At 70.6% G+C, this 25,587-nt stretch carries 23 protein-coding genes; 14 read left to right on the forward strand and 9 right to left on the reverse strand.

The annotated features are described in order from the left end of the window. Positions 1-24: 24 nt before the first annotated feature. The gene (locus MBA17_RS42320) at positions 25-2,403 is read right to left on the reverse strand and encodes a helicase-associated domain-containing protein (protein ID WP_238503569.1); all 2,379 of its coding nucleotides are present in this window, start codon (positions 2,401-2,403) and stop codon (positions 25-27) included. A 180-nt stretch (positions 2,404-2,583) separates the two neighbouring features. On the opposite strand from MBA17_RS42320, the gene MBA17_RS42325 reads away from it, so the two are divergent. Continuing rightward, a complete protein-coding gene (locus tag MBA17_RS42325; protein ID WP_238503570.1) occupies positions 2,584-3,477 on the forward strand; it encodes a hypothetical protein in 894 nt (297 codons plus the stop codon). On the opposite strand, the gene MBA17_RS42330 is transcribed toward MBA17_RS42325, so the two are convergent. Further along, positions 3,440-4,075: a TetR/AcrR family transcriptional regulator gene (locus MBA17_RS42330; RefSeq protein ID WP_238503571.1), complete on the reverse strand. Its 636-nt coding sequence runs from the start codon at positions 4,073-4,075 to the stop codon at positions 3,440-3,442. The genes MBA17_RS42325 and MBA17_RS42330 overlap by 38 nt on opposite strands. Before the next feature lie 142 nt (positions 4,076-4,217). On the opposite strand from MBA17_RS42330, the gene MBA17_RS42335 reads away from it, so the two are divergent. The 3 genes from MBA17_RS42335 (at position 4,218) to MBA17_RS42345 (ending at position 6,018) form a co-directional block, all read left to right on the forward strand. Then, complete coding sequence (locus MBA17_RS42335; protein ID WP_238503572.1) at positions 4,218-4,835, forward strand: HAD family hydrolase; 618 nt, start codon at positions 4,218-4,220, stop codon at positions 4,833-4,835. 92 nt (positions 4,836-4,927) lie between these two features. Then, entirely contained in the window at positions 4,928-5,323 is a 396-nt protein-coding gene (locus MBA17_RS49990; RefSeq protein ID WP_455432962.1) for a cold-shock protein, read from the forward strand. Between the two features lie 179 nt (positions 5,324-5,502). Beyond that, on the forward strand, positions 5,503-6,018 hold the full coding sequence (locus tag MBA17_RS42345; RefSeq protein ID WP_238503573.1) for a hypothetical protein: 516 nt from the start codon (positions 5,503-5,505) through the stop codon (positions 6,016-6,018). A gap of 144 nt (positions 6,019-6,162) precedes the next feature. On the opposite strand, the gene MBA17_RS42350 is transcribed toward MBA17_RS42345, so the two are convergent. Then, positions 6,163-7,698 carry an MFS transporter gene (locus MBA17_RS42350; protein ID WP_238503574.1) on the reverse strand — a complete coding sequence of 512 codons (1,536 nt, stop codon included), beginning with the start codon at positions 7,696-7,698 and terminating at the stop codon, positions 6,163-6,165. A gap of 159 nt (positions 7,699-7,857) precedes the next feature. Between MBA17_RS42350 and MBA17_RS42355 the strand changes: the two genes are divergently transcribed. Together MBA17_RS42355 and MBA17_RS42360 are read left to right on the forward strand one after the other, a co-directional pair. Beyond that, a complete protein-coding gene (locus tag MBA17_RS42355) occupies positions 7,858-8,682 on the forward strand; it encodes a DUF3027 domain-containing protein (RefSeq protein WP_238503575.1) in 825 nt (274 codons plus the stop codon). Between the two features lie 71 nt (positions 8,683-8,753). Further along, positions 8,754-11,846, forward strand: coding sequence for a sacsin N-terminal ATP-binding-like domain-containing protein (locus MBA17_RS42360; RefSeq protein ID WP_238503576.1), 3,093 nt, complete (start codon positions 8,754-8,756; stop codon positions 11,844-11,846). 53 nt (positions 11,847-11,899) lie between these two features. Here the strand turns inward: MBA17_RS42360 and MBA17_RS42365 are convergent, their stop codons facing one another. The 3 genes from MBA17_RS42365 to MBA17_RS42375 form a co-directional block, all read right to left on the reverse strand. Beyond that, on the reverse strand, positions 11,900-12,343 hold the full coding sequence (locus tag MBA17_RS42365; protein ID WP_238503577.1) for a phosphatase domain-containing protein: 444 nt from the start codon (positions 12,341-12,343) through the stop codon (positions 11,900-11,902). Beyond that, positions 12,340-12,918: a CGNR zinc finger domain-containing protein gene (locus MBA17_RS42370; RefSeq protein WP_238503578.1), complete on the reverse strand. Its 579-nt coding sequence runs from the start codon at positions 12,916-12,918 to the stop codon at positions 12,340-12,342. Before MBA17_RS42370 ends, MBA17_RS42365 begins: the two co-directional genes overlap by 4 nt. 233 nt (positions 12,919-13,151) lie before the next feature. After that, positions 13,152-14,477, reverse strand: coding sequence for a helix-turn-helix domain-containing protein (locus tag MBA17_RS42375; RefSeq protein ID WP_238503580.1), 1,326 nt, complete (start codon positions 14,475-14,477; stop codon positions 13,152-13,154). Positions 14,478-14,715: 238 nt separating this feature from the next. Here MBA17_RS42375 and MBA17_RS49995 point away from each other — a divergent pair, with 238 nt between their 5' ends. Both MBA17_RS49995 and MBA17_RS42380 read left to right on the forward strand, forming a co-directional pair. Then, entirely contained in the window at positions 14,716-14,841 is a 126-nt protein-coding gene (locus MBA17_RS49995; protein WP_274386804.1) for a hypothetical protein, read from the forward strand. Beyond that, positions 14,838-15,959 (forward strand): methyltransferase domain-containing protein, encoded by a 1,122-nt coding sequence (locus MBA17_RS42380; protein WP_238503582.1) that lies wholly within the window; start codon positions 14,838-14,840, stop codon positions 15,957-15,959. The genes MBA17_RS49995 and MBA17_RS42380 overlap by 4 nt, the downstream gene beginning before the upstream one ends. Before the next feature lie 65 nt (positions 15,960-16,024). Here MBA17_RS42380 and MBA17_RS42385 read toward each other — a convergent pair whose 3' ends face one another. After that, positions 16,025-16,294, reverse strand: coding sequence for a DUF2530 domain-containing protein (locus MBA17_RS42385; protein WP_238503584.1), 270 nt, complete (start codon positions 16,292-16,294; stop codon positions 16,025-16,027). A gap of 118 nt (positions 16,295-16,412) precedes the next feature. Between MBA17_RS42385 and MBA17_RS42390 the strand changes: the two genes are divergently transcribed. The 5 genes from MBA17_RS42390 (at position 16,413) to thpR (ending at position 22,261) form a co-directional block, all read left to right on the forward strand. Then, positions 16,413-17,912, forward strand: a complete 1,500-nt coding sequence (locus MBA17_RS42390; protein ID WP_238503585.1) for an NCS2 family permease — start codon at positions 16,413-16,415, stop codon at positions 17,910-17,912. A gap of 93 nt (positions 17,913-18,005) precedes the next feature. Then, entirely contained in the window at positions 18,006-19,769 is a 1,764-nt protein-coding gene (locus MBA17_RS42395; protein ID WP_238503586.1) for an ABC transporter ATP-binding protein, read from the forward strand. Positions 19,770-19,828: 59 nt separating this feature from the next. Next, positions 19,829-20,290 carry a MarR family transcriptional regulator gene (locus tag MBA17_RS42400; RefSeq protein WP_238503587.1) on the forward strand — a complete coding sequence of 154 codons (462 nt, stop codon included), beginning with the start codon at positions 19,829-19,831 and terminating at the stop codon, positions 20,288-20,290. Between the two features lie 80 nt (positions 20,291-20,370). Next, positions 20,371-21,738 (forward strand): MFS transporter, encoded by a 1,368-nt coding sequence (locus MBA17_RS42405; RefSeq protein ID WP_238503588.1) that lies wholly within the window; start codon positions 20,371-20,373, stop codon positions 21,736-21,738. Next, positions 21,692-22,261: an RNA 2',3'-cyclic phosphodiesterase gene (thpR, locus tag MBA17_RS42410; protein ID WP_238503589.1), complete on the forward strand. Its 570-nt coding sequence runs from the start codon at positions 21,692-21,694 to the stop codon at positions 22,259-22,261. Before MBA17_RS42405 ends, thpR begins: the two co-directional genes overlap by 47 nt. Positions 22,262-22,355: 94 nt before the next feature. Here thpR and MBA17_RS42415 read toward each other — a convergent pair whose 3' ends face one another. Both MBA17_RS42415 and MBA17_RS42420 read right to left on the reverse strand, forming a co-directional pair. Further along, a complete protein-coding gene (locus tag MBA17_RS42415) occupies positions 22,356-23,324 on the reverse strand; it encodes an aldo/keto reductase (RefSeq protein WP_238503590.1) in 969 nt (322 codons plus the stop codon). Between the two features lie 205 nt (positions 23,325-23,529). Next, complete coding sequence (locus MBA17_RS42420; protein WP_238503591.1) at positions 23,530-24,732, reverse strand: FAD-dependent monooxygenase; 1,203 nt, start codon at positions 24,730-24,732, stop codon at positions 23,530-23,532. A gap of 63 nt (positions 24,733-24,795) precedes the next feature. On the opposite strand from MBA17_RS42420, the gene MBA17_RS42425 reads away from it, so the two are divergent. Continuing rightward, positions 24,796-25,554, forward strand: a complete 759-nt coding sequence (locus MBA17_RS42425; RefSeq protein WP_238503592.1) for a TetR/AcrR family transcriptional regulator — start codon at positions 24,796-24,798, stop codon at positions 25,552-25,554. The last annotated feature ends 33 nt before the right edge of the window (positions 25,555-25,587 follow it).

The following is a 25,587-nucleotide window of genomic DNA, read 5'->3' on the forward strand; positions in this document are numbered from 1 at the left end:
ACCCGGGAAGGGTGCAATCACTTTTCAATTGACGTCGGAGACGCCGGTGATCCGGTGCAGCGCGAAACGGTGCACGGCCGCCCTGGTCTCGTCGTAGGCGGTGAGATAACCGCCCTCCATCCGGGCGGGTTCGAGGATGCGGCTGGTGGCGTGGCCCTGGCTGTCGAGATAACCGATCCACACCCGGGCGCCCTGGCGGATGGCGTCCTGCAACGCGGTGATCGTGGCGGTGGCGGGGGAACGGGGCACCTGGCCGCCGGGTGCGTCGATCGGTGACCGCCTGGCCTGGTGCGCGGCGTCTCCGGCCCGCAGCGCGCGGACCGCCGCCGTCACCACCTCGCGGTCGAGCCCGCTGACCAGCACGGCGGGACGGGCGAGCGGCGGCACCTCGGTACGGCGGGCGTCGAGCTGGGTGACGATCACGTCGCCGTCGAGCGACTCGGCGACCGGCGAATAGCCCATCGAGCGCAGGCCGTCGATCAGCGCCGCCCGCGACGACCTGGAGGCGATCACGGTGGGCGCCAGCCGGCGCATCCGGAGCGGGATCGCCCGCTTGTCGGCCATCACCTGGTCGAGCAGGGCGGGGTCGTCACAGCGCACGTAGGCGCTCGCCGTACCGACCTTGATCCGGCCGTGTCTGCGGGCCACGTCGGTGACCAGGTAGTGCAGCGGTTGCGGCACGGGCGTGGTGGAGTGCCGGGCGAGCATGACCAGCAGCTCGTCGGCGCTCTGCCCGGCGTCGAGCGCCCGGCGGACCGAGCCCTCGCCGAAGCGGTAGACGGTCGCGCCGCCGGTGGACTCCACATCGGCGCTGAGGGCGAGCCACCGGCGCAGCTCGCTGGTCAGCGGCCCCGGCGCGACGGCGGTCAGGTCGGCCTGGAGCAGCACATGGTCGACGGGCTCCGGCAGCAGCGGCGCCAGCACCTTGGCGGCGAGCGTGAAGTCGCCGGCGGCGAGGGCCCGCCCGTGGGCGGACAGCGTGCCGAGCCCGGTCATCCCGAGCTGCTCGGCCTCGCGCAGCGTGAACGCCAGGAGCTGGTCGCGGTAGGGCCCGCGGCGGCGCGGCTGCTCCCAGGCGAGCCGCTCGCGCACCGACGCGACGTCCGGGGCCAGCCCGCGGGCCCCGGCGGCGAGCACGCCCAGCGTGGTCCCCCGCACCTCGGGTGCGGCGGCCCGGCGCAACTCGGGCGTCAGCACGTTCAGCAACCGGTCACGATCGTCGCGCTCGCCCACCAGGCCGGGCACCCGGTCCATCGTCAGCCAGCTCTCCGCGAGCACCGCCCAGCGGTCCTCGGTGGCCTTGATCCGCCACCCGTCGTACGCCGGGGTGGGCAGCCACTCCCCGTCGACGTTGCCGTTCGCGACGACCAGCCCGGCGGCGTGCGCCACCTCCATCACCAGCGCGGCCGACCACTCGGGCAGCTCCAGCAGCTGCGCGACCCGCTTCAGATCCCGTACGGCGAGCCCGCCCGCGCGCAGCACGCCCGGCGCGTCGAGGCTCCACCGCTCGCACAGCTCCTCCACGGTGCGGACGAACGTGAACGCCTGACCGGCGGCGGTCCGGTCGGCGAGCGACTGGTCGCGTTCGGTCCCGCGCAGTTCGGGGGGCGACGGGCAGAGGTCGCGATGGACCCGCCCGCCGCGCAGGTGGACGGCGACCTCGCGGGGGAGCGCCACCGTCTCCGCACCGGTCGCGCCGAGCAGGCCGCGGGCGAGCAGCTCCTCGATGGGTGAGCGGGCGGTGTCGACGCGCACCTCGCGCCTGGCGTTCGGCACCCGGCCGGTGGCGGGCCCCCACGCCAGCTCGTCGAGCGCGGCCCGCGCCTGCGGTGACACCTCCGCCACCAGGCGCGCCACCAGCGACGGCTCGCTCAGCAGCTCCGCCAGCCCTTCCTTGGACCCGGAACCCCCGTCGTCCCCGTCGCCGCCGACGATGTCGTCGATCAGCTCGCCGAGCCGCTCCGGCGGGTAGTGACGGAACACCTCGGTCGCGGGCGGCCCGAACCCGGCGGGGGCGTCGAGCGCCTCCCGCACACCGGGGGCGGGCGCCAGCGCGTTGTCGGGCCCGTACGCCAGGGCCAGGGTGCGCAGCCGGTCGACCGTCTTGCTCAGCGTGCCCTGGAAGCCGGTTTTGCCCGGCTCGGCCAGTGCTCGGGCGGCGAGGGCGCGCAGTTCGCCCATGGAGACGGGGGAGGGCAGCAGGACGAGGGTCTCCAGGATGGCGAGGGTGAACCGGTCGAGCCGGTCCAGCGCCCGGCCGGTGGCCGACGGCGTCGTGGCCCGCGCGGCGAGGCCGGGCAGGTGGGCGGGCACCGGGGTGACCAGTTCGGGGCGCGCGGTCACCAGCGCGCGCAGCTCGTCGTCATTACGGCCGCGCAGCCAGTCGGCGAACTCCGCACTCACCTTTCCAGAACCCCTTCGACCCTCACGTCCGGCTGAAAGGCCGGGCTCGCCTTCTCATGGTATGGCGCGAAACCAGCTGGTCATGATCGTGCGACGGACGAAAGTGACGAGGGGTGGGGAATACCTGATATCGCGGCGAAGGGGTCGCGGAGCGCGGCGCACAGGAGGAAGATGTCCAGCGTGATCGAGCGTGCTGACCTGCTCGTTCTGGACTACGTCAGCAGGGCGGCCGACATCGCCCACGGCGTGCTGCGCCAGGACCAGCGGCTGGACTTCGTCCGCGTGCTGCGCGCGCGGATCGAGCGGGAGCGGTCGGGCACCGTCGACGCCAGGGCCGTGGGCAGAATCCTCGCCAGGCTCGGCGAGCCCGCCGAGCTGGTCCGCGCGGAGGTGCGCCGCCTGTCCGCGGCCGCGGAGCCGGAGCCGAAGCCGGCGCCGGAGCCGCACCCGACGACCGTCCCCATCCCCGGCTACCCCGACGGGGCGGAGCACAGCACAGCCGTCTTCCCCCGGATCGTCGACGACACCGAGAGGCAGCGGCGGCCGGTGCCCGCGCGGGGCCGGGTGCCCGCCGGTCGCCCGGTGGTCCGGCAGCGGTCCCGGCTGCTGCCCGGCAGCCGGTTCCGCCGCGCGGTGATGGCCGGCGCCAACCCGATGGCCACCGAGGGCCGGGACGCGCGCACGATTCTGAAGGAGTACCGCCGCGAGGTCGCCGGGATGCTCCTGCTGGTCGTGGCGGCGTTGCTGGTGCCGTTCCGGCTGCCGTCCGTCGAGATCTTCCCCGTGCCGCTGCTGGTGTGGGCGCTCGCCACGGTGGTCGTGCTGTCGAGCGAGGGCTGGAACCTGCGCGACCGGCTCATCGGGCTGGGCGCCCCGCCGTTCGCCGCGATCTTCGGCGGGCTGCTGTTCGGCGGCATCCGCGCCGCGGGCGGTGACGCCGGCTTCCAGGGGCTGCTGAGCGAGTTCTTCGGGCTGGGCGGCGTGCTGTTCATGCTGGGCGCCGCGGGCGGTGTCGGTCTGCTCGCCTACCGGCTGCTCAACCCGCCGCCCCGATCGTCCCGCGAGCGGCGGTGACGGGGAGCAGGCCGAGCGCCAGGCGCACCCAGGCGGTGACGAACCGGTCACGTTCCGCGCGGCCGGGAGGCTCGCCGACGGTCTCCTGGAACAGCTGGTAGTTGACCACGGAGCCGCCCAGCACGGCGGCGATGCCCGGCCAGTCGACGTCCGCGTCGGCGTATTCGGGCTGGGCGAGGAACCAGGCGGTGATGGCGTCGAACATGGGTTGCAGCAGGCCCTCGCGGACGATGACCACCAGTTCGGGGAACTGGCTGAGGTCCCGGAAGAACACCCGGGTCAGCTCGCGCTCCGCGCGGACCTTGGCGAGACCGGCCTTGCACAGCCGGGCCAGTCGCTCCTCCAGGTCGACCGAGTCACCCACCTCGGTGACCTCGGTCAGCGTCTCGGCGATCTGAGTCCTGGTGCGCGCGGCGTGCTCGTTCACCGCCGCGGCGAGCACCTCGTACTTGGACTTGAAGTGCCGGTAGAGCCCGCCCGCGCCAGGGGAGAGCCCGGCCGCGGCCTCGATCTCGGCCACGGACGTGGCCGCGTAGCCCCGGTCGGCGAACAGCCGCAGGGCCTCGTCGACGATCCGCTCTCGCGTGGATCTGGTCATCTCGTGCCGTACCTCCGCCAAGACCCTAACGGGCATCGAGGTGTGCTGCGGCGTTGGGCATGTCTGGATAAGGAAGTCCTTTCAACGCTCCCACAACCAGGCTCGATTAGCGCGGCTCGCAGGGGTTTGGCATGCTGCTGGGATGTATTCGGTGGGATTTGACCTGGATTTGACATTGGCTGACACCCGGTCAGGGATCGCGGCGGTCTATGACGCCTTGGCGCTGCGCCTCGGAGTGCCGATCGACAGCGCGGTCGTGATCTCCCGTTTGGGCCCCCCACTGGAGACCGAACTCGCCTACTGGCTACCCGAGTCGGAGATCCCCGCGGCGGCCGACATGTATCGGGAGATGTACGAGGGGATCGCGGTGCCCGAGACGACTCTCATGGCGGGCGCCCGTGCGGCTGTGGACGCGGTGCACGAGGCCGGTGGGCGGGTCATCGTCGTCACCGGAAAGAACACGGCCGACGCTCGCCGTACGCTGGACGCGTTGGGCCTTGTGGTCGAGGCCGTGGAGGGTTCGGTGTTCGGCGCGGAAAAGGGCAGCGCGCTCGCATCCTTCTCCGCGGGAGCCTATGTTGGAGATCATGTCGCCGACATCGCGGCGGCGCGGGCGGGTAACAGCGTCAGCGTCACCGTGGCGACCGGCCCTTATACCGGTGAGGAGCTACGTGAGCATGGTGCCGATGTGGTGCTCGGCGACCTGACCGAGTTCGGCGCTTGGTACGACGGCTGGCGATCGGAAGCGGCTTTCGCCTGATTTCTCGGTGAAATACACGGTCGCTTGTCGGCCCGGGTGGGCATAACCTACAACCATTCACCTTTCACGACAGTCTGAACGAGGTCAGCCCTGTGCCGAGTGGCAAGGTCAAGTGGTACGACGCCGACAAGGGATTCGGCTTCCTCACCCGCGATGACGGCGGTGAGGTATTCGTGCATTCTTCCGCGCTGCCCGGCGGCGTGGACTCGCTAAAGCCCGGTCAGAAGGTCGAGTTCGGCGTGGCCGAGGGCCGTCGCGGTCAACAGGCGCTGTCGGTCCGCGTACTCGACCAGCCGCCGACGCTGGCCAAGACCAAGGCGAAGGGCAAACGGAAGAAGCCCGACGAAATGGTCGTCATCGTTGAGGATCTCATCAAACTCCTCGACGCCGTGTCGACGTCCTACCAAAAGGGCAAACACCCCGACGCCCCCCACGCGAAGCAGATCGCGACGGTCCTGCGGGCGGTGGCCGACGACCTTGACGCCTGACCGCCCACGCTGACGGGGCAGCCGCACATCGTGAGGCTGCCTGTGCACCTGTGCGTTCTGCATCGAGTGTGGATGGACTCGATGCGGAACGGTGGTCGCGATTCGCCAGGCGTCCAGGCGGGCAGGCGGGTACGGGCGGCGGGGACCTCCTGGGTGTCGTCGGCCGACATAATCGACAAATGTTCGACTACGGGGTCTCTGGATACAGGCCGGCATGGCTGACTGACCGTTCGGCCATCACTGCCGCTCATGGTCGGAGATTGGCCCTGCTGGCAGGGAGGAGGCTGACTCGCGCCCTGCTGGTGTGGGATCTCGATGAGGACGCGTGGTTCGCCGATGGGCTGGTCCTGCTGGGCTTCGAGGGTGAGCAGGTCGAGATCGTGCACACGAAGTTCGATGAAATCTCGATCACGTGGAACACCGTTGATCCGGCTCAGCCGTTGGATTGGGCCGGAGAGGGATTCCGGCTGGCGTGGCGAGAGGGCGCATTCTCGGAACTGGCCGCGTTGCAGGGGCAGCAGCTGCAAGCCGTGGAGCTTCTCGAATGGGTAGAGGATGACATGGCGGAGGGGACGCTGTCCGTCGGCTTCGCCTTCCCGGACGACTGGGTGACGATCTACAACGCCCTCGACGAGAACGGCATGGAGTTCGGGGTTCCCGATCACCGCTACACACGCCACAAGCTCGGCGGGTAGCGACAGCTCACACGATCACCTGGCCACATCAGCCGGCCGCCGGACAGCCCACGTGCCCGCCGTACCCGGACTCCGTCCCGAGGAGGGCGCAGCCCCGAGAGTCGCGCGGCGCGGCCCTGGGTGACGACCGTGGCTGCCGTCCGCTCACCCGTGTGGATTGGTGAGCGGTTTGGTGTGGTTGTGTGGGTCGCCGTGACCGGGCAGCGGCGGTCGCGGGATGAGGTCGGTGGTCGTGGTGTCGCCCGCCTGGTGTGAGCGCGCCAGCTTGGCGTCCCTGGCGCGCAGCCGGGTCCGCCTGACCACCAGCAGCCACACCAGCGCCACCGCCGTCGCGCCCGAGAGGACCGCCAGGGCGGCGGACCCGCTGGAGAACAGCGACATGATGAGACCGAGCAGCCCGCCGAGCACCCAGGCGATCTGCAGCAGCGCCTCCACGACACCGAACGTCGAGGAGCGCACCTCCTCGCCGATCTCCCGCTGCACGATCGCGTCGAGTGCGAGTTTGCCCAGCTCCTGGGCGAACGCCGCGACCAGCGCCACGGCCACCGCGGCCCAGATGTTGAACAGGATCGCGGTGGCGACCCCGGTCGCGGTCATCACCACGAGCGTGAGCAGCACGATGAGCTGCGGCGAGTGGTTGCGGGCCCACGAGGCGATGACGGCCCCCGCGAACCCGCCCGCTCCGGCGGCGGCCGCCAGCACCCCGATCGTCACCTTCTGATCGAGGCCGGGCAGGTGCCCCTCCTGCACGATGAACAGCAGGAAGAACAGCAGGAACCCGGAGAAGACCCGGATCGCCGCGTTGGCCCGCATCGCCTCGGCGACGGCCGGGCCGACGTTCAGCAGGGTCCGCCAGCGGTGTGCGGGCGCGGCCTCCTCGGCCTCGGGTTCGAGGTCGGGCGAGTCGACGTGCCGCGGCAGCCGTACGGCGTAGACACCGGCCAGCAGGAAGAGGGCCATGGTGCCGCGCAGGACCCACTCCGCGCCCAGCCACGCGGTGAGACCGGCGCCGATCGGCAGCGCGATTCCCGCCGTCACCAGGGTGAACAACGCGACCCTCGCGTTGGCGGTGACCAGGCTGATGTCGGCGGGCAGCACGCTCGGCATGATGGCCGCCCGCGAGACGTTGTACGCCTTCGACAGCACGAGCACGCCGAGCGCCGCCGGGAAGAGCGTGAAGGCGTCCTCCGCCACCACGGCCGCCGCCATGGCCCAGCACAGCAGCCCTCTGGCGAACAGCGTGCCCGCCATGACGTAGCGGCGGCCGGAGCGCATACGGTCGAGCACCGGGCCGACGAACGGGGCGACCACCGCGAACGGCGCCATGGTGATCAGCAGATAGAGGGCGACCTGCCCGCGCGCCTCGTCGACGGGCAACCCGAAGAACAACGACCCCGCCAGCCCGACGGTGACCAGCGCGTCGCCGGCGCTGTGCGCCGCGCTCAGCTCGATCAGCCGCCCCAGCCCGGTACGGTCGGCGCCCTTGGCGTGGGTGAGCCGCCTGGCGGCCCGGCCCACCGAACGCGTGCCGCCGGCCGCCGCCGCCCCCGCCTTGCGGGTGCCGCCGACGGCCGCCCTGCTCGCCCTCGCCGTCGCCCGGCCCGCGCCGATCGCCGACTTGGCGAGACGCCGAGTGGCGGTGCCCGCCGTACGCAATGCTCGTTCCCAGCCGCCTGCCACGCATCAAGTCTTACCCGAAGCGCACCGGTTGTGTCCGGTTGGAGACCCCGCGAGCCGAAGAAGGGTGCTGTCAGGTCCCGTGATAGGTGAGAATGAAGGTGTGAACAGGCGAGCCAATACCATCAGCCTTCGGCAGACGCAGCCGGCGGAGGTGGTCTCGTGAGCCGCACCCGGACCCGTACCGCGCCTGTCGACCAGGCCTGTGCCGCGGCCATCGAGCCGGCTCGTGCGGCGGCTCAGGAGATCGCCCGGCCCGGAGAGGTCGGTGAGCACCTCGGCTACGAGAGCGAGGGCGACCGCATCGGCACCCATTACTTCGCCTGCCTGGATCGGGCCTACCGCAACTGGCGCTGGGCGATCACGGTGACGCGTGCCTCCCGGGCGCGAAACGTCACCGTGAGCGAGACGGTGCTGCTGCCCGGCGTGGGGTCGCTGCTCGCGCCGCAGTGGCTGCCGTGGAGCGAGCGGCTGCGGCCGGGCGACCTGGGCGTCGGCGACCTGCTGCCGACCTCGGCCGACGACGACCGGCTGGCCCCGGGCTTCACCGAGACGAGTGAAGACGCCGACCAGCAGATGATTTTCGAGTACGGCCTCGGCCGTGCCCGGGTGCTGTCGGCCATCGGCCGTGACCGCGCCGTTCGCCGCTGGCATTCCGGCGACCCCGGCCCGCACACGCCGTTGGCCCACGCCGCGCCCGCGCAATGCTCGACCTGCGGCTTCTACTGGCCGCTCGCGGGCGCGCTGCGCACGGGCTTCGGCGTCTGCGCCAACGAGTACGCGCCCGACGACGGCCGGGTGGTCGCCGCCGACCACGGCTGCGGAGCGCACTCCGAGGCGATCAAGGCCCCGCCGTCCGCGGAGCAGGCCCCGCCGATCCTCGACGACCTCGGGTTCGACCTCATGGTGGAGGAGGCTGCCGACGCGGGGCCCGTGCTGACGGGTTCCGTCGACGACGCCGACTCCGAGCCGCTCGGCCACTCCTGACCGCCGTAGTACCCCCCTTCCCAGGCGTGCCCGCAGGGCGGCACGCCGACCGAGTGTGAGTTGGCATCCTCATGACCGACATCTTCGCCACCGATCGCGTACGGGCCGCGGTGCTCGCGGCCTGGACGGCGTCACCGGCGCGTTTCCGCGAGGACGCCAACGCCGAAGAGGACTTCGCCCTCGGCGGTTACCGCGACCGGCTGATCGTGGAGCTCGCGCAGAACGCCGCGGACGCCGCGCTGCGCGGTGCGGTGCCGGGCCGGTTGCGGCTGACGCTGCGTGACGGCGTCCTGGTCGCCGCCAACACCGGGGCGCCGCTCGACGCGGGCGGCGTGGAGGGCCTGTCCACGCTGCGGGTCTCCGCCAAACGCGACGAACTGGGCACGGCGGGCCGGTTCGGGGTGGGGTTCGCCGCCGTGGTCTCCGTCTGCGACGCGCCCGAGGTCGCCTCCTGGGCGAGCGGGGCGGTCCGCTGGTCCCGGGAGGAGACCGAGGCGCTGGTGGCCGCCGAGCCGGCGCTGGCCGACGTGCTGGCCGGGCGCGAGGGGCACGTGCCCCTGCTCCGCCTGCCCTTCCCCGCCGACGCGGTCGACGTCCCCGAGGGCTTCGACACCGTCGTACGGCTGCCGCTGCGTGACAAGACCGCCGAGGAGGCGGTACGGCGGATGCTGGCCGAGACCAGCCCCGCGCTGCTGCTCGGCCTGCCCGCGCTGGCCACCATCGAGATCGAGCTCGACGGCGAGGAGCGCACGGTCACCGCCGACGGCTGGCACGTGGTGTCCGCCTCCGGCGACTTCACCCCCGCGCAGGTGGCCGAGCTGCTCGGCGACCGGCCGACCGAGGAGCGCGCCCGGCCGTACTGGCTGGTCCGGTGGGCCGTGCCCGAGTCGGGGCGGCTGCCGGCGAGCGTGCCGCCCATGGTGCACGCGCCGACGCCCAGCGACGAGCCGCTCGACCTGAACGCGCTGCTCATCGCGAGCTTCCCGATGGCCACCGACCGGCGGCACGTCGCCAAGGGGGCGCTCACCGACTTCCTGGTAGAGCGGGCCGCCGACCTCTACCTTGAGTTGCTCGGCACGCTGTCGCGCACTCCGCGCCTGCTCGACCTGGTGCCCGGCCTGATGGGCAAGGGCGAGCTGGACGCCGCGATCCGCCGCGCGATCGTGCGCAGGCTCCCGGACGCCCGCCTGCTCCCCGCCTTGTCACCGCCCGCCGCCAAGCCCACCGGCCCCCGCCGCGCCGACGCCGACCTGGACTTCCCAGCGGATGATGCCGCCGAGGTGCCCGTCGATCAGTCCGCCGGTTCGCCCGCAGAGGTGGACGGCGATGCGGGGCGGCTGGTCGTCTCCGGCCGGGAGGCGGCCGTGGTGGCGGGACCGGCCGAGTTCCTGGAGCGGGTCGCGCCGATGGTGCCGGGGCTGCTGCCCGCCGACTGGCCGTTCCGGCATCCGGCGCTGGCCACGCTGGGCGTACGCCGGATCGACCTCGCCGACGTCGTCGACCTGCTGTCTGGCGACCTGTCTGGCGACGCGGTCGAGGAGAAGGACCCGGCCTGGTGGCGGTCGGTCTACGACGTGCTGCCCGCCGACGACACCGAGGCGCTCGGCGCGCTGCCGGTGCCGCTGGCCGACGGCCGACGGGTGCGCGGACCGCGCGGCACGCTGCTGCTGTCGAACGGCTCCTCGCTCGATCCCGCCGCGCTGGCCCCGCTCGGCCTGCGCGTCGTCCATCCCGACGCGGCGCATCCGCTGCTGCTGCGGCTCGGCGCGGCGGAGGCCACCCCGCGCACCGTGCTTGAGGACCCGCTGACCAGGGCCGCGGTGGCCGAGTCCGTCGATACCGACGATCCGGAGCAGATCGCGCTTGCCGTGCTGTCCCTGGTCGACGCGGCCGGGCTGACCGCCGGCGAGGAGCCCTGGCTGTCGGACCTGGCGCTGCGCGGCGCCGACGGCGACCTCTACCCGGCCGGTGAGCTGCTGCTGAGCGGCGGCGCGCTGGCGGCCGTCGTCGACGCGGACACCCCCTTCGGCACCGCGGCGCCCGAACTGGTCGAGCGGTACGGCCCGCGCGTCCTCGCCGCGGTCGGGGTGCTCGACGGGTTCGCCGTGGCCAACGACTCCGACGTGCTCCTCGACCCCGACGACTGCGACCACGACCTCGACCGCGAGGACGACTGGCTGGACGCCGTCCTCGACCTGCTGCCCGACACCGGCGTGCCGCCGGTCGCCCCGGAGTTCTCCGCCATCCGCGACCTCGAGTACGTCGCCGACTGGCCCGCCGCGCTGGCCCTGCTCACCCGCCCGCCGCTGCGCGCCGCCCTCAACCCGCTGCGCGTGCTCGCCGCCGGTGAGGTCATCGAGGTCCCGTCCTACACGGCGTGGTGGCTGAGCACCCATCCGGTGCTGGCCGGCAGCCTGCCCACCGCGCTGCGCCTGCCCGGCGGCGACCCCCTCCTCATCGGCCTGTACGGCGACGCCCCCGGCGGCCTCGACGAGGCGGCCCTGGCCATGATCGGCGTACGCACCACCCTGACCGCGCTGCTCGCCGGTCATGGCGGCCCCGAGGAACTCCTCGATCTGCTCGCCGACTCCTCGATCGAGGTGGACAGGGCGCAACTCCGTGCCCTGTGGACCGCCCTCGCGGGCGTCGACCCGGCCAGGGCGGCCCCGCCGCGTGCCGTACGGGCGGTGCTCGACGGCGAGATCGTGGTGGCCGACGCCGACTCCTCCGCGGCCGGTCCGGTCGTCGTCGAGGCGCCCGACCTGCTGTCGCTGGTGGCGGCCCGGCCGCTGGTGCTGGCTCCGTTCGACCTGGCGGAGGCGCTGTCGGAGTTGCTCGACCTGCCGCTGGCCGCCGAGGCGGTCACCGGGGAGGTCACGTCGACGGGCGTCACCCGTGACGTGCCGCCCGCCGTACGATCGTTGCTGCCCGGCGCGCCCGCCACGTATGTGGAGCACGAGACGTTGCTGGTGGACGACGTGCCCGCCGCCTGGCGGTTCTTCGACGGGGTCGTGCACGCCTCCGGGGTCGAAGGGCTGGCACGCGGGCTGGCATGGGCGTCCGGCCAGTGGAGCGACCGGCTCGCGGTCTCGGCGCTGCTCCGCGACCCGTCGGCGGTGCCGCTGCTCCTCGCCGAAGCCGACCTCGACAGCCTGGGCGGCTAGGAGCCGTTCAGCCGGCAGATCGGGCGCACCGGCCGCACCGGAGAGGTCGTGGGTCAGTCGGTGGGGAAGCCGGTCACCCAGCGGCGTTGCCACGGGGTCTCGATGGCCCGGTGGTGGTGGTGTCGCCGTGTCCAGGCGACGGCGTCCGAGGGGTCCAGCCCTGCCAGGATGGCGAGGCAGGCGATGACCGTGCCGGTACGGCCGACGCCGCCGCCGCAGGCGACCTCCACCGCGGCGCCCTCGCGCGCCCGCGCGTACAGTGCGCGGATGTGCTCGACGGCCGCTTCCCGGTCGCGGGGCAGCAGGAAGTCGGGCCACTCGATCCAGGCGTGCGGCCAGGACAGGTGCTCCTCGTGGCGGCGGCGCAGGCGGCTGGATCCCAGGTACAGGCCGAAATCGGGCACCGGACCCACCGGCGGCGGACGGCGCAGGCCGCGGCCTCGGACCCAGGACTCGTCCGGGAGGCGAAAGGCATTCGTGAGCGGCGGGGTGGTCATCGGGTCACACTCTCGATCCGTTGCCGGGCGCGGTGATTGGCGACGTTGACGCGGTTGCCGCACAGGCCAGGCATGCAGTAGCGGCGGCGTCCGGCCCGGCTGGTGTCGACGAACACGCCGCGGCAGCCCGGGGTGGCACAGGGGCGGAAGCGCTCATGGCCGAGCGTCCGGACGACACCGAGCAGCCCGATGCCGATCAGCGCCGCCAGTTCGTCGGGAAGTGACGCGCCCGGCGCGGTCGGGACGTACCACTGCCATCCGCCGTCGGCATCGCGGCGCAGCACCGGGGCGAGGCAGGCACGCTTGACCAGCACCATCCCACCGGCGACGGCGTGCTCCTCCGTGGCGGTCTCCAAGATGGCGCGCACCTCCCTGCGAAACAGGTGCACCTGCTGCATGTCGTAGTCGGGCGACGGGCGTGCGTCGAGCCGGAGGTCATGCCCGGCCAGGAAGGCCGCCAGCGTGTCCGGGCCCGGAAGCGCCTCGCCCGTGGTGCTTCGCACAGTGGGCGAGGTATTGACCAGATCGGTCGCCACCGCCGCCCCCACGGCGTAGTCGGTGAGAGAAATCAGCACGTGCCGTCCCTTGGTAAGAGGTATAAAAGGATTATAACCATTACCAACTAGAAGGACGCACTCACACTTCGCCGTCGAAGCCGGCCCGAGGTGAACACCTCCGGGTCACCGCACGCATGGCCGCACGGCGTTGTGAGCCACGCTCCCTGAGGTACCGAAGCGAGGCGCTCCCATCGATACAGATGGCCGTCCCGTAGCTGTGATACGAGATGCACCTGCCGCACCGCCAGGCATCAGGCTGATGCCAGCGTACGAAGTTCGCGAGCGAAGGGCAGGGTACGGGCCTGGTCGGGCAAGGCGTTGATGACTTGCCCGACGGTGCGGTCGTGCTTCTGGTTGGGTGCCCATGACACGGCAGCCGTGTAGGCATGGTCGAGCCCTTCGGCGATGTGACCGTGTCGAATAAGGCCGATGGACTGCATGAGAGAAATGAACCGAATCGGGCCGCGAAGACCTGATGGGTAACCGGCAAGTGCCTGCTGCGCGGCTGAGATCACTTCCTGCTCGGTGCCGACGAAAGCGAGAGCTGCTGTTTGCACGCCGTAGAACCGTTCTTCGGGCCAGCCCCAGATGGAGTGGTGGTCTGCGGTGACGCTGTGGGGCAATCGCTCCAGCACGCCGGCGAGATCGTGCAGGGCGGCCCGGGCGGTGACCTCGTCACCTTGCTCGGCGGCCAGGCGGGCGCGAACCGTGTGTACGCGCGGCAGGCCGGCGTAGGGAAGACCATTTGCGATCTGGGCGGCGTCACCGGCCAGCGTTGAGATGACGGAGGCGGGGTGGCCGGTGATCAGAGCCTCTTCCGCCTCTCGGGCGCGCACCCATACGGCCAGGCCGTGATCGCCGGTGGCGTCGGCGGTCCGACGCGCGGCTGCCCATGACCGAATGGCGGCACTACGTCGGTCCGTCATCCCCATCTCGATTGCCAGCAAAGCCATGAGCTGGGCGGCGATTCGCTGCAGGCCGGTGCGCGTGGGCGAATCGGTGGCTCTGTTCAGACGTCGGGAGACTTCCGCGAGGTCTGCCGTCACGTTGCCGATAAGAGTGCCTGCGGGTTGGGTGCTCAGAAGGTAGCCGTATTCCCATACGGTTTCGTCCCACGAGTCGAGATCGAATTCCGTGCGGTCTTCCGAAGGCTCACCACCCGACAGGAGCGTCTCAAGGGCGTCCACGGGGATGACTGCTCCGGCGGTGAGCGCGGTAAGAAGCTGAATCGCGGCACGCCGATACATGTCATCATCTCCATCGCGAGATGCGGGATTCTCGTGCAAAGTACCCACGCGTAAGCGGTTTGACTCGGAGGTGGCGTTCAGGCGGGTGATTGTGTCGTACAGGGCGGTGAGGACGCCGCCGGCGTCGTAGACCTGGTCGAGGCGGGGGATCACCTCCGGTGGGGGTGTGCGTTCACCGCGTTCCCATTTGGCGAGGTTGGAGAAGTCGGTGTAGAGGGCGTCGGCTGCCCGGCGTAGTGCCTTCCTGGGCTCGCTCTCCCGGCACTGGCGCATCACGGCGCCGAACAGGTGCCACGGGGAGATGTTCGGGTCGATCGGAGCTGCCGCCATGAGGTTCCTCACGATCGTGGTCGGGCGCGGCCACAAGTGACCACACGTGAGGGCTGCCGCCACCTCCGCTCACTCTTTACGATCGTACTGTTACACAACGTGTTCGCGGCGAGTGAATGGATAGACGGGCCTCGTCGGCCCGGGCTCGCCGTACGTGCGCTGATCATGCCGGGTCGAGTGACGATCGGGTCCGTGAGCGGCTGCGAGAGCATCCGTCTTGTCAGGAAGGGCAACCAGCATGGGCAAGCATGAAGGTGACGGAAACACCGACAAGCCCGTGGAGAAGCCGGAACCGGCTCCATCGACAGGGGACGGGCTCCGGCCGGACAAGCCCGGCAAGCACGAGAAGCCGGGGAAGAAGTGAGTGCCGAGGATCTTGCCGATCGCCTGCCGGATCTCGACGGCCGGTGGCGCGACGCCGTACGCGCGGTGCCCCGGCACCTGTTCATCCCCGACAGGGCGTGGTGTCTTCCCGGTGAAGGGCCGGGCTACCTGATCGACCGGGCCGCCGAGCCCGCCGGCTGGGAACATGCGGTGGGCTCGGCGGAGTCGGCGATCGTGACACAGATCGCCGACGGTGCGACCGGCGTGGCCGAGGGCAGGGGCGAGTACACCTCCTCGGGATCGGCTCCCGGCGTGGTCGCGGCGGAGCTGGGGCTGCTGGACCCTTATGACGGCGACGAGATTCTGGAGGTCGGCACCGGCACGGGGTGGACGGCCGCGCTGCTGTCGCATCGTCTGGGGGATGAGAACGTCACCAGCGTCGAGATCGATCCGTCGGTGCTCGCGGTGGCGGAGGAGAACCTCAGGAAGGCCGGGCGGTCCCCGCAGCTGGTGCTGGGCGACGGGACGAAGGGTCACCCGGAGGCTGCGCCGTACGATCGGGTGCATGTGACCTGCGGGGTGCGGGAGGTGCCGTACGCCTGGGTCGAGCAGACCCGGCCCGGCGGGGTCATCGTCCTCCCCTGGATAGCCGGCTGGGAGGGGGCGCACCTGGTCGGGCTGACGGTGACCGGGGACGGCACCGCCGTGGGGGTGTTCCACCGGGCGTGCGGCTTCATGCCGTTGCGGTCGCAGCGGTGGGCGCACCCTTTGCTGGAGGGTGACTTCCGGAGGTCGTCGACGCTGCTCGACCCGCGCCGGGTGGTGCGTTCCTCCTATGGTGCGGAGGTGGCCGTCGCCGGGATGCTGCCGAGAGTATGCGGTACCTACGCCGAGGAGGAGGGCGGCGGGTTCCGTGTCTGGCTGTGGTCGGAGGACTCCGAGGCCAACGCGCGTTACTCGCCGGAGTACAAGCGGATCGCGGTCTGGCAGCGAGGAGCGCGTGATCTGTGGGAGGAGTTGGCGGCCGCGTTCCTGCGGTGGGTCTCCTGGGGCAGCCCTGACCGGGACCGCTTCGGCATGACGGTCACTCCCGAGGGCCAGCACATCTGGCGTGACACTCCTGGCAATCCGGTCATCTCGCCTGTCGTCGGCCCCTGAGGGTCAGATTCATCCTCGCCCAGCGGCGTCCGCGAAGGACAGCGCCTGGGCTCAGCAGGATCTGGTCAGCCCGGGGGGACGGTGGTGCTGGGTTCGATCGGCTGCTGGGTGGGGCCGGGGGGGCGTTTGCGGTCGCGGCGGCGGATGAAGAGGAGGCCGAACGCGCCGCCGCCGATGCCGGCCACGCAGGTCCAGATCCACCATTGGTGGTCGGGGGACGGCTGGATGATCAGCAGCACGACCAGGGCCGCCGCCCACAGGGCCGTGCCGACGAGGATCGTGGCCGTGTCGTTGGTCTGCAACGGCTCGATCTCCGGGCGGCGGGGCTCGTTCACGTGATCCAGCCTAGGCGACGGTGGCCGTGGATCGCGAAAGGGCACAGATCTGTCTCAAATCCATCAAATTACCCGTAGATGCCTTTCCTAGGGTGATACCGGCTGGGACTCTGCGGCCGTGAAAGACACCACCCTCCCCCCGTCGGCTGGCCGTACCGGCTTCGGGGGATCCCTTGACCGTTTCTTCCAGATCACCGATCGCGGCTCCACCTTCGGCGCCGAGGTCCGGGGCGGCCTGGCCACCTTCTTCACCATGGCGTACATCGTGGTGCTCAACCCGATCATCATCGCCACCGTGCCCGACGATACCGGCCAGTTCCTCGGCGACGGCTCGGCTCCGAACTTCCCGCTGGTCGCCGCGGCCACCGCGTTCGTCGCGGGGATCATGACGATCGTGATGGGGGTGGTCGGCAGGGTGCCGTTCGCCATCGCGGCGGGACTCGGCCTGAACGCGTTCCTGGCCCACAGCGTCGCCTCCCAGATGTCCTGGGAGGACGCGATGGGCCTGGTGGTGCTCGAAGGGATCATCATCCTGGTCCTGGTGCTCACCGGGTTCAGGGTCGCCGTGTTCAACGCGATCCCGGGGTCGCTGAAGACCGCGATCAGCGTGGGCATCGGCCTGTTCATCGCGTTGATCGGCTTCGTGGACGCGGGGTTCGTGCGCAGGACGGCCGGGGGTGCGGTGCCGGTGCAGCTCGGCGCGGCCGGCACCGGTTCGCTGAACGGCTGGCCGACGCTCGTCTTCGTGATCGGGCTGCTGGCCATCGCCGTCATGGTGGCCCGCAAGGTGAAGGGCGCCATCCTGCTCGGCATCCTGGGCACCACGGTGCTGGCCGTCGTCGTGGAGCTGGTCGCCGACCTCGGCACCCAGATCGTGGACGGCAAGCCCGCCGATCCCAACGCGTGGAGCCTGGTGGCCCCGCAGATGCCGGCGAACGTGGTGGGCATCCCCGACCTGTCGCTGCTCGGCCAGTTCAGCCTGTTCGGCGCGTTCGACCCGGCCAAGGTCGGCGTGGTGGCGGCGGTGTTGCTGGTCTTCACCCTGATGCTCGCCGACTTCTTCGACACGATGGGCACCGTCGTGGGCGTGGGCCGCCAGGCGAACCTCGTCAGCCCGGCCGGCAAGATGGCGCGGACCAGGGAGATCCTGCTGGTCGACTCGGTCGCCGCGGCGGCCGGTGGCGCGGGTTCCGTCTCCTCCAACACCACCTACGTCGAGTCGGCCTCCGGGGTGAGCGAGGGCGCGCGTACCGGCTTGGCCAGCGTGGTCACCGGTCTGCTGTTCCTGCTGGCCATGTTCTTCGCCCCGCTGACGGAGATGGTGCCCTCGGAGGCGGCGGCGCCCGCGCTGGTGATCGTCGGGTTCCTGATGATGACCCAGATCAGGGAGATCGACTTCGCGGATCTGGAACTCGCCATCCCGGCGTTCCTGATGATCGTGCTGATGCCGTTCACCTACTCGATCACGGCGGGCATGGGCGCCGGTTTCGTCAGCTACATCGTGATCAAGGTGCTGAAGGGGAAGGCGCGCGAGGTGCACCCGCTGATGTGGGTGGTGGGCCTGCTGTTCGTCGTCTACTTCACCGTGGAACCGATCGGTTCGCTGCTCGGCCTGTAGCCGGCTGGAAAAGCCCCCCTCCGGTGGGGCTTTTCCCCGTCCCTTACGTCATGATTTTTCATATCAACTAGCACGTAAGGGATTGTGGTTACTGTGGCCGTGCCGTACGGCGCGCTCGATCATCGATATCGCGGTGAGCACCCGGTCAGGACCCTCGCCTACCTGTTCGCCGAGGACCGCGGGCGGCTGACCCTGGCGGTCGCCGCCTTCATGGTCAAGCACAGCCCGATCTGGCTGCTGCCGCTGATCACCGCCAACGTCATCGACATCCTGGTGGGACGGCTCCCGGTGACGGGACTGTTGATCAACATCGGGCTGCTGTTCGTGATGCTGCTGTCGAACTACCCGATGCACCTGCTCTACGTCCGCTACCTGCACGGATCGATCCGGCGGATGGGGACGAGCCTGCGTTCGGCGTTGTGCGGGCGGATGCAGCAGCTGTCCGTCGGCTACCACGCGAAGGTCAGCGCGGGCGTCCTGCAGACCAAGGTCATCCGCGATGTGGAGAGCGTGGAGCAGATGGCGCAGCAGGCCGGGGACGGCGGGTTGTCGGCCTTCGTGATGCTCACCGGCGGGGTCACCGTGATCGCGTTCAAGGTGCCCGAGGCGCTCCCGGTCTTCATGGTGGTCGTGCCGGCGGCGGCCGTACTCGTGATGAAGATGCGGGACCGGCTGCGCACCAACAACGAGACCTTCAGGCAGGAGGTCGAGCGGCTCTCCTCCCGGGTGAGCGAGATGACGAGCCTGATCCCGATCACCCGGGCGCACGGCCTGGAGCGGGACGCGCTGCACCGGGTGGACGGCACGCTGTCGAACGTGCTGCGCACCGGCCTCCGGCTCGACCTGGTCAACGGCCGGTTCGGCTCGCTCGCCTGGATCATCCTCAACGCGCTGGGCGTGGCCGTGCTCGGCGGGGCGGCCCTGATCTCCTACTACGGGGTGCTGCCGCTCACGCCCGGCGACGTGGTGATGCTCACGACGTACTTCACCACGCTCACCACGGCCGTCACCACGCTGCTCAGCCTCACGCCGGTCGTGAGCAAGGGCCTCGCGTCGGTGCGCTCCATCGGCGAGGTCCTGCAGGCTCCCGACCTGGAGAACAACGCGGGCAAGGCCGAGGTCGAGTCGGTCCGCGGCAAGGTGGAGTTCACCGCCGTGGAGTACGCCTACGAGGCGGACCGGCCCGCGATCAGGGACTTCTCGCTCACCGTGTCGCCGGGCGAGACGATCGCCATGGTGGGCGCGTCGGGAGCCGGCAAGTCGACGATCCTGAACCTCGTCATCGGCTTCCTGCGCCCGACCTCGGGCACGATCGCGCTCGACGGGCACGACATGGAGTCGCTCGACCTGCGGACCTACCGCCGTTTCGTGTCGGTGGTGCCACAGGAGTCGATCCTGTTCGAGGGCAGCATCAGGGAGAACGTCGCCTACGGGCTGCCGGACGTGACCGAGGAGACCCTGCACGACGCGCTCCGCGACGCCAACGCGCTGGAGTTCGTCGACCGGCTGCCCGACGGGCTGGACACCGTCGTCGGGGACCGGGGCGCGCGGCTGTCCGGAGGTCAGAAGCAGCGCCTGGCCATCGCCCGCGCGCTGATCCGCGACCCCCGGGTGCTCATCCTGGACGAGGCCACCTCCGCGCTGGACAGCCGTTCGGAGGCGCTCATCCAGCAGGCCCTGTCCCGGCTGGTGGCCGGCCGTACCGTCTTCGTGGTGGCGCACCGCCTGTCCACCATCCGTACGGCGGACCGCATCGTGGTGCTCGACGACGGTCGGATCATGGAGGTCGGCACCCATGATGAGCTGCTCCGACGCCGGGGTGCATACTCAGGGCTCCAGGCGGCACAACTGGGTTAGAAGGTATATGCGTGGAGGAACATCGTGATGTCGTATATAGTTAGCAAAGGTAATGACACATGCTAACGAACCACCCCAAGAAGGACCGCGTTGCGAACCTGCGCAGCGACGCCGGTCTGGCATCCGCGTTGCGCGTGTCCCTGGCCCGGCTGAACCGGCGGTTGCGCAGGCAGGCCGTAGTGGACACACTGACACCCACCCAGCTCGCGGCGCTCGCAGCCGTCGAACGCCACTCCTCGATAAGCCCCGGGGAGCTCGCCGAGCTGGAGAAGATGCAGCCGCCCTCGATGACCAGGGTGATCGCCGCCCTGGACGAGCGGGGACTGGTCGCGCGAACCCCGCATCCGACCGACAGGCGTCAGGTCTCGGTGAGCTTGACCGAGGCCGGATCGGCGCTGCTGAAGGAGGAACGCCGCCGCAAGGAGGCGTGGCTGACCCAGCGGTTGAAGGAGCTGACGACGGAGGAGCGAGCGGTGCTGAGAGCCGCCGCGCCGATTCTGGAGAAGCTCAGCAGGATCTAGGCCAGCAGGACGACCTCGAACCTGAGGAACCCGGCGCGGCGGCGTCCACCGTTGAGGCCGACGCCGTCGCCGTCTCCCGCGTGCGTCGCGGACGCCGCCGGCTCCGCCGGCGGAGGGCCGCGAAGGCGGCTGTCGCGGGAGAGATCCAGGCCGTCGAGTCCGGCGGCGCGCAGGTGGTCCCCGAGACCCGCGGCGGCATGTTCCGCTCCCTGCGCAGCCACAACTACCGGCTGTTCGCCTCCGGTGGCGTGGTCTCCAACGTGGGCACCTGGATGCAGCGCACCGGCCAGGACTGGCTGGTCCTCGACCTGACCCACGGCAGCGCGGCGGCGCTCGGCGCCACCACCGCCCTGCAGTTCCTTCCCCAGCTCGTGCTCGGGCTGTGGGGCGGCATGATCGCCGACAGGTACGCCAAGCGGCCGATCCTGATCGCCGCACAGGCGATGATGGGCATGCTCGCCCTGACCCTCGGCCTGCTCACGGTGACCGGCAGCGCGCAGGTCTGGCACGTCTACGTGATGGCGTTGCTGCTCGGCATCATCTCCTGCGTGGAGGTGCCGACCCGGCAGGCGTTCGTGGTGGAGATGGTCGGCCGTGACGACCTCGCCAACGCGATCGCGCTGAACAGCTCGATCTTCAACCTGGCCCGCGTGGTCGGCCCGGCCCTGGCCGGTGTGCTGATCTACGTGCTCGGCGGCACCGGGCCGATCTTCCTGCTCAACTCGACCACGTTCGCCGCGGTCATCGCGAGCCTGTTCCTGATGCGCCGCTCCGAGCTGCGCACGCCCGAGCTGGTGCCGAGGGCCAAGGGTCAGCTCCGCGAGGGCCTGCGTTACGTCCTCGACCGGCGCGAACTGCTGATGCCGATCCTGGTGATCGCGTCCGTGTCGATGTTCGCGCAGTCGTTCTCGATGTCCATCGCCCTGATGGCCAAGGAGGTCTTCGGCGCGGGCGCCTCGTCGTTCGGACTGGCCTCCAGCGTCTTCGCGGTGGGCGCGCTCGCCGGCGCCCTGCTCGCCGCCCGGCGGGTACGGCCCAGCCGCCGCCTGATGATCGGCGGAGCCATCGGCTTCGGCGTCTCCCAGATCGCGGCCGGGCTCGCCCCGTCGTACCTGGTCTACCTCGTGCTGCTGATCCCGACGGGCGTCGCGATGATCACGGTGAACACCGCCGCCAACGCCACCCTGCAACTCGGCACCACGCCGGAGATGCGCGGCCGGGTGATGGGCATCTTCATCCTGGTGTTCACCGGGGGAGCCCCGCTCGGCGCCCCGCTCATCGGCTGGGTCTCCGAGTTCGGCGGGCCCCGTGTCGGTGTCATGCTGGCTGGAGTGATGAGCCTGGTCGGCACCGGTCTGGCCGTGCTCGCGACGAACGCGATCGGGCGCAGGAGGAAGACGCATGAGGCTGTTCGTGGCGTTGCCGCCACCGCCGGAGTCGCTCGATGAGGTGCAGCGCGCGTTCCTGCCGTACCACCATGCCTGGCCGGGGCTGCGCTGGCTGTCCCGCGATAACTGGCACGTGACGCTCGCCTTCCTCGGCGAGGTCCCCGACCGTGTCCTGCCCCGCCTGGAGGAACGGCTGGCCAGGGCCGCCGCGCGCCACGCCCCGATGACGTTCTCGTTCACCGGGGCGGGCGCCTTCCCCTCGGCCCGCCGCAGCCGTGTCGTCTGGTCCGGTCTCGACGGCCCTCGCGCCGACCTGGTCAAGCTCGCCGCCTCGCTGCAGGCGGGCGCGCGGAGGGCGGGGGCCGTCGAGACCGATGACAAACGGCTCAGGCCGCACCTGAGCGTGGCCCGCTCACGGGAGGACGTCGACGTGCGTCCCCTCGTGGCGGCCCTCAGCTCCTTCACGGGCGCCCCCTGGGAGGCGTCCGAAATCCACCTCGTGCGCAGCGACCTCGGCGCGCGGGTCCGCTACCAGACCGTCGAGTCGTGGCCCCTGTCCCGGACCACCCTGCAGGGCGGCTAGGCTCCACAACGTGGATCGTCCTCGAAGCTGGCTACTCCCGGTGGTGCTCGCGTTGCTCGTGCTCATCGTGGTGCTGGGCGCCCTGCTGACCTGATCACCAGGCGTAGTCCTCCGGGGCCGGCCGGTGGCCGGGGAAGATCTCGTCGATGCGCGCCAGCGCCTTGTCGTCCAGCTTGATCTCCAGGGTCCGCATCGTGCCTTCGAGCTGCTCGATCGTGCGCGGCCCGATGATCGGCGCGGTGACCGCCCGCTGGTGCAGCAGCCAGGCCAGGCCCACGTGTGCCGGGTCCTCGCCCAGCTCATCGCAGAGCGCCTCGTACCGCTCGATCTTGTCGCGGTGCTTCTCCAGCTCCCTGAGCATGTTCTCCGCCGCGGAGCGCCCCTTGTCGATCTTGCGGAGCACGCCGCCCAGCAGACCGCCGGCCAGCGGGCTCCACGGGATGACGCCCAGCCCGTAGTCTTCGGCGGCCGGCAGCACCTCCAGCTCGACGGCCCTGGTGAGCAGGTTGTAGTGGCTCTGCTCCGAGACCAGCCCGAAGAAGTTGCGCCGCTTCGCCTCCTCCTGCGCCTTGGCGATGTGCCACCCGGCGAAGTTCGAGGAGCCCACGTAAAGGATTTTGCCCTGCTGCCGCAGGACCTCCATGGCTTCCCAGAACTCGTCGAAGGGCGTGTCCCTGTCGATGTGGTGGGCCTGGTAGATGTCGATGTAGTCGGTCTGCAGCCGCTTGAGCGAGGCGTCACACGCCCTGCGGATGTTCAGTGCCGACAGCTTGTTGTCGTTGGGCCAGTCGCCCATCGAGCCGTACAGCTTCGTCGCGATGACCGTCTTCTCGCGCCGCTCGCCTCCCTTGGCGAACCAGCGCCCGACGATCTGCTCGGTGATCCCCTCGCCCTGCTTCCAGCCATAGACGTTGGCCGTGTCGAAGAAGTTGATCCCCAGCTCGTGGGCACGATCCATGATCGTGAACGAATCGTCTTCCGAGGTGCTGGGCCCGAAGTTCATCGTCCCCAGACAGAGCCTGCTGACGGATAGACCACTACGCCCAAGGTTCACGTATTCCATACCGCCAGCCTAAATACCTGGAGTGCGCTCCAGTCGAGCGCCCCGACTGCTGCTCTTTTACGGCCCGCCCCCTCGGCGCCCAGGCTGTGGGGTGGTCGGCGTCCGCGGGGCCATGCCACTCCAGCGGCTGTGGCCGGCCGCCGCGACAACTCGCCCCCTGACCATGCCCTCCGGTCGAACCCCGGACGGGACTCGGCCGAACCCGCTAATGGCTGCTTCGGATCGGTTCGTCCCAGTCGATGTGGTGGTCGTAGATCCATCGGCTGGGGTCGTTGCCGGTGCGGGCCATGTGTTTCATGCCCAGGCTCATGATCAGGTCACGTGGGATCCGGGCCAGGGGGCCGAGTGTCTTCCAGCCGCCGGTGCGGTTGCCCTGCTCGACGACGCGCTCCACCCGCTCGCGTCGTAGCCGTTCGTAGGTGGTGAACGCGGACGCGATGCTGGGATGGTCCCGCAGGCATGTGGCCAGCACGACGGTGTCCTCGATGGCCATGGCCCCGCCCTGCCCGATCGAGGGCGCGGTCGCATGGGCGGCGTCCCCGATGATGATCATCCGGCCTCGGTGCCATCTCGGCACGGTGGGGACGTCGTAGGTCTTCCAGCCCGTGAAGATCTTGTCGGTCGCCGCGATGATGGCCTCGGCGGGCCCGCGGTCGCGCCGGAAAAGGTCGATCAGCCAGGCTCGCCACTCCTCCGGAGGGATCGCGGCCAGCTCGGCCGGGGTGGGCTCGGTGGCGCGCGCCGGATTCGCCATCCACCACACCTCGCCGTTCGGGTGCGTTGTGTGGACGAAGAAGCAGCGCTTGCCGAAGATCGCGTGCATCATGCCCGGCTCGCCGCCGAGTGTGCTGCCGTGCGCATAGCCGCCGGTATTGATCAATCCGGCATATCGCGGGCCCGGAGCCTGCGCGTCGATGATCTCGCGGGTGCGCGACCGCAGGCCGTCCGCGCCGATCAGGAGGTCGCCCTCGGCCGTGGTGCCGTCGGCGAACCTCGCCAGCACCCCGTCGCCGGTGTCCTCGGCGTCGACCAGTCGCCTGCCGTACTCGATCCGCACTCCGCAGCGGACGGCCTGCTCGCGGAGTGTGCGGTACAGGTCGGCCCGTTTGACGGTCCGGCTCACCGTGCCGTCCGGCAGGGCCGTGCCATAGGGCATCTCACCCAGCTTCCTGCCGGAACCGCTGGTGAGTGTCATCCTCGGCGTGTCGAAGCCGAGGTCGCTGATGTCCACGTCCAGCGTGCGCAGCGCGTCGAGCGCGTTCACCGCGAGCGTCAGGAAGGCGCCCACGTTGTCCGCGGTCCCGTCGTAGGCCTCGTAGACGATCGAGTCGATCCCCGCCTTGCGCAGGGCGATGGCGCTTAACGTGCCCGAGATGCCGCCACCGATGATCACCGAAGTATATGCCATATACTCAGTCTATGACATATACTCAGGGAGATGGCAAGCTGCCCCGAGCGCGAATGAGGAGCGATGAACGACAAGCTGCCGACCGGGCTCGGCTCTCTCTGGGAACGGCTCGACGAGTCCGCGCCGGAGCCCAGGCCGGGGTTGAGCCTGTCCCGCATCGTGCGCGCGGCGGTGGAACTGGCCGACGCCGACGGCCTGGACGCCGTTTCGATGGCCAAGATCGCCAAGCGGCTGGGCTTCACCCCGATGTCGCTCTACCGGCACGTCACGAACAAGAACGAGGTGCTGCTGCTGATGCTGGACTCGGTCGCGGCCGTGCCCGCCGAACTCGACGAGCCCGGCGACGACTGGCGGCTCGGCCTGGAGCGCTGGTGCCGGGCGCAGTGGGTGATGCTGCGCGCCCATTCCTGGGTGGTCGCCCTGCCCATCAGCGGACCGCCGATCACACCCAACCAGCTGGCGTGGACCGATCGCGCCCTGCGCACGCTGCGCGGCACCGCGCTCACCGAGGCCGACAAGGCCGGCGTGGTCCTGCTGGTCGCCAGCTACATGCTCACCACCGCACGGATGAGCACGGAACTCGGCCCGGCGGCTTCGGGGGAGTCGGTCGCCGCCCACAGCACCTTGCTCGGCGGCCTTGTCGACGCTCAGCGGTTCCCCGACCTGCGTGTGGCGATCGACGCGGGCGCGTTCGACTATCCACCGGACGCCACCGAGGAGGAGCGGCGGTTCCACTACGCGTTCGGCCTCACCCGCATCCTGGACGGCGTGGAAACCCTCATCCGGCACCGCTCCGAATCGACGCCGCCGTCGGGAGACTGAATCGGCGCGGCCACCGCGGCGTTGGCCGTACGG

This window comes from Dolomitihabitans soli (assembly GCF_022213955.1).
In the GTDB taxonomy this organism is placed as follows: domain Bacteria; phylum Actinomycetota; class Actinomycetes; order Streptosporangiales; family Streptosporangiaceae; genus Streptosporangium_A; species Streptosporangium_A soli.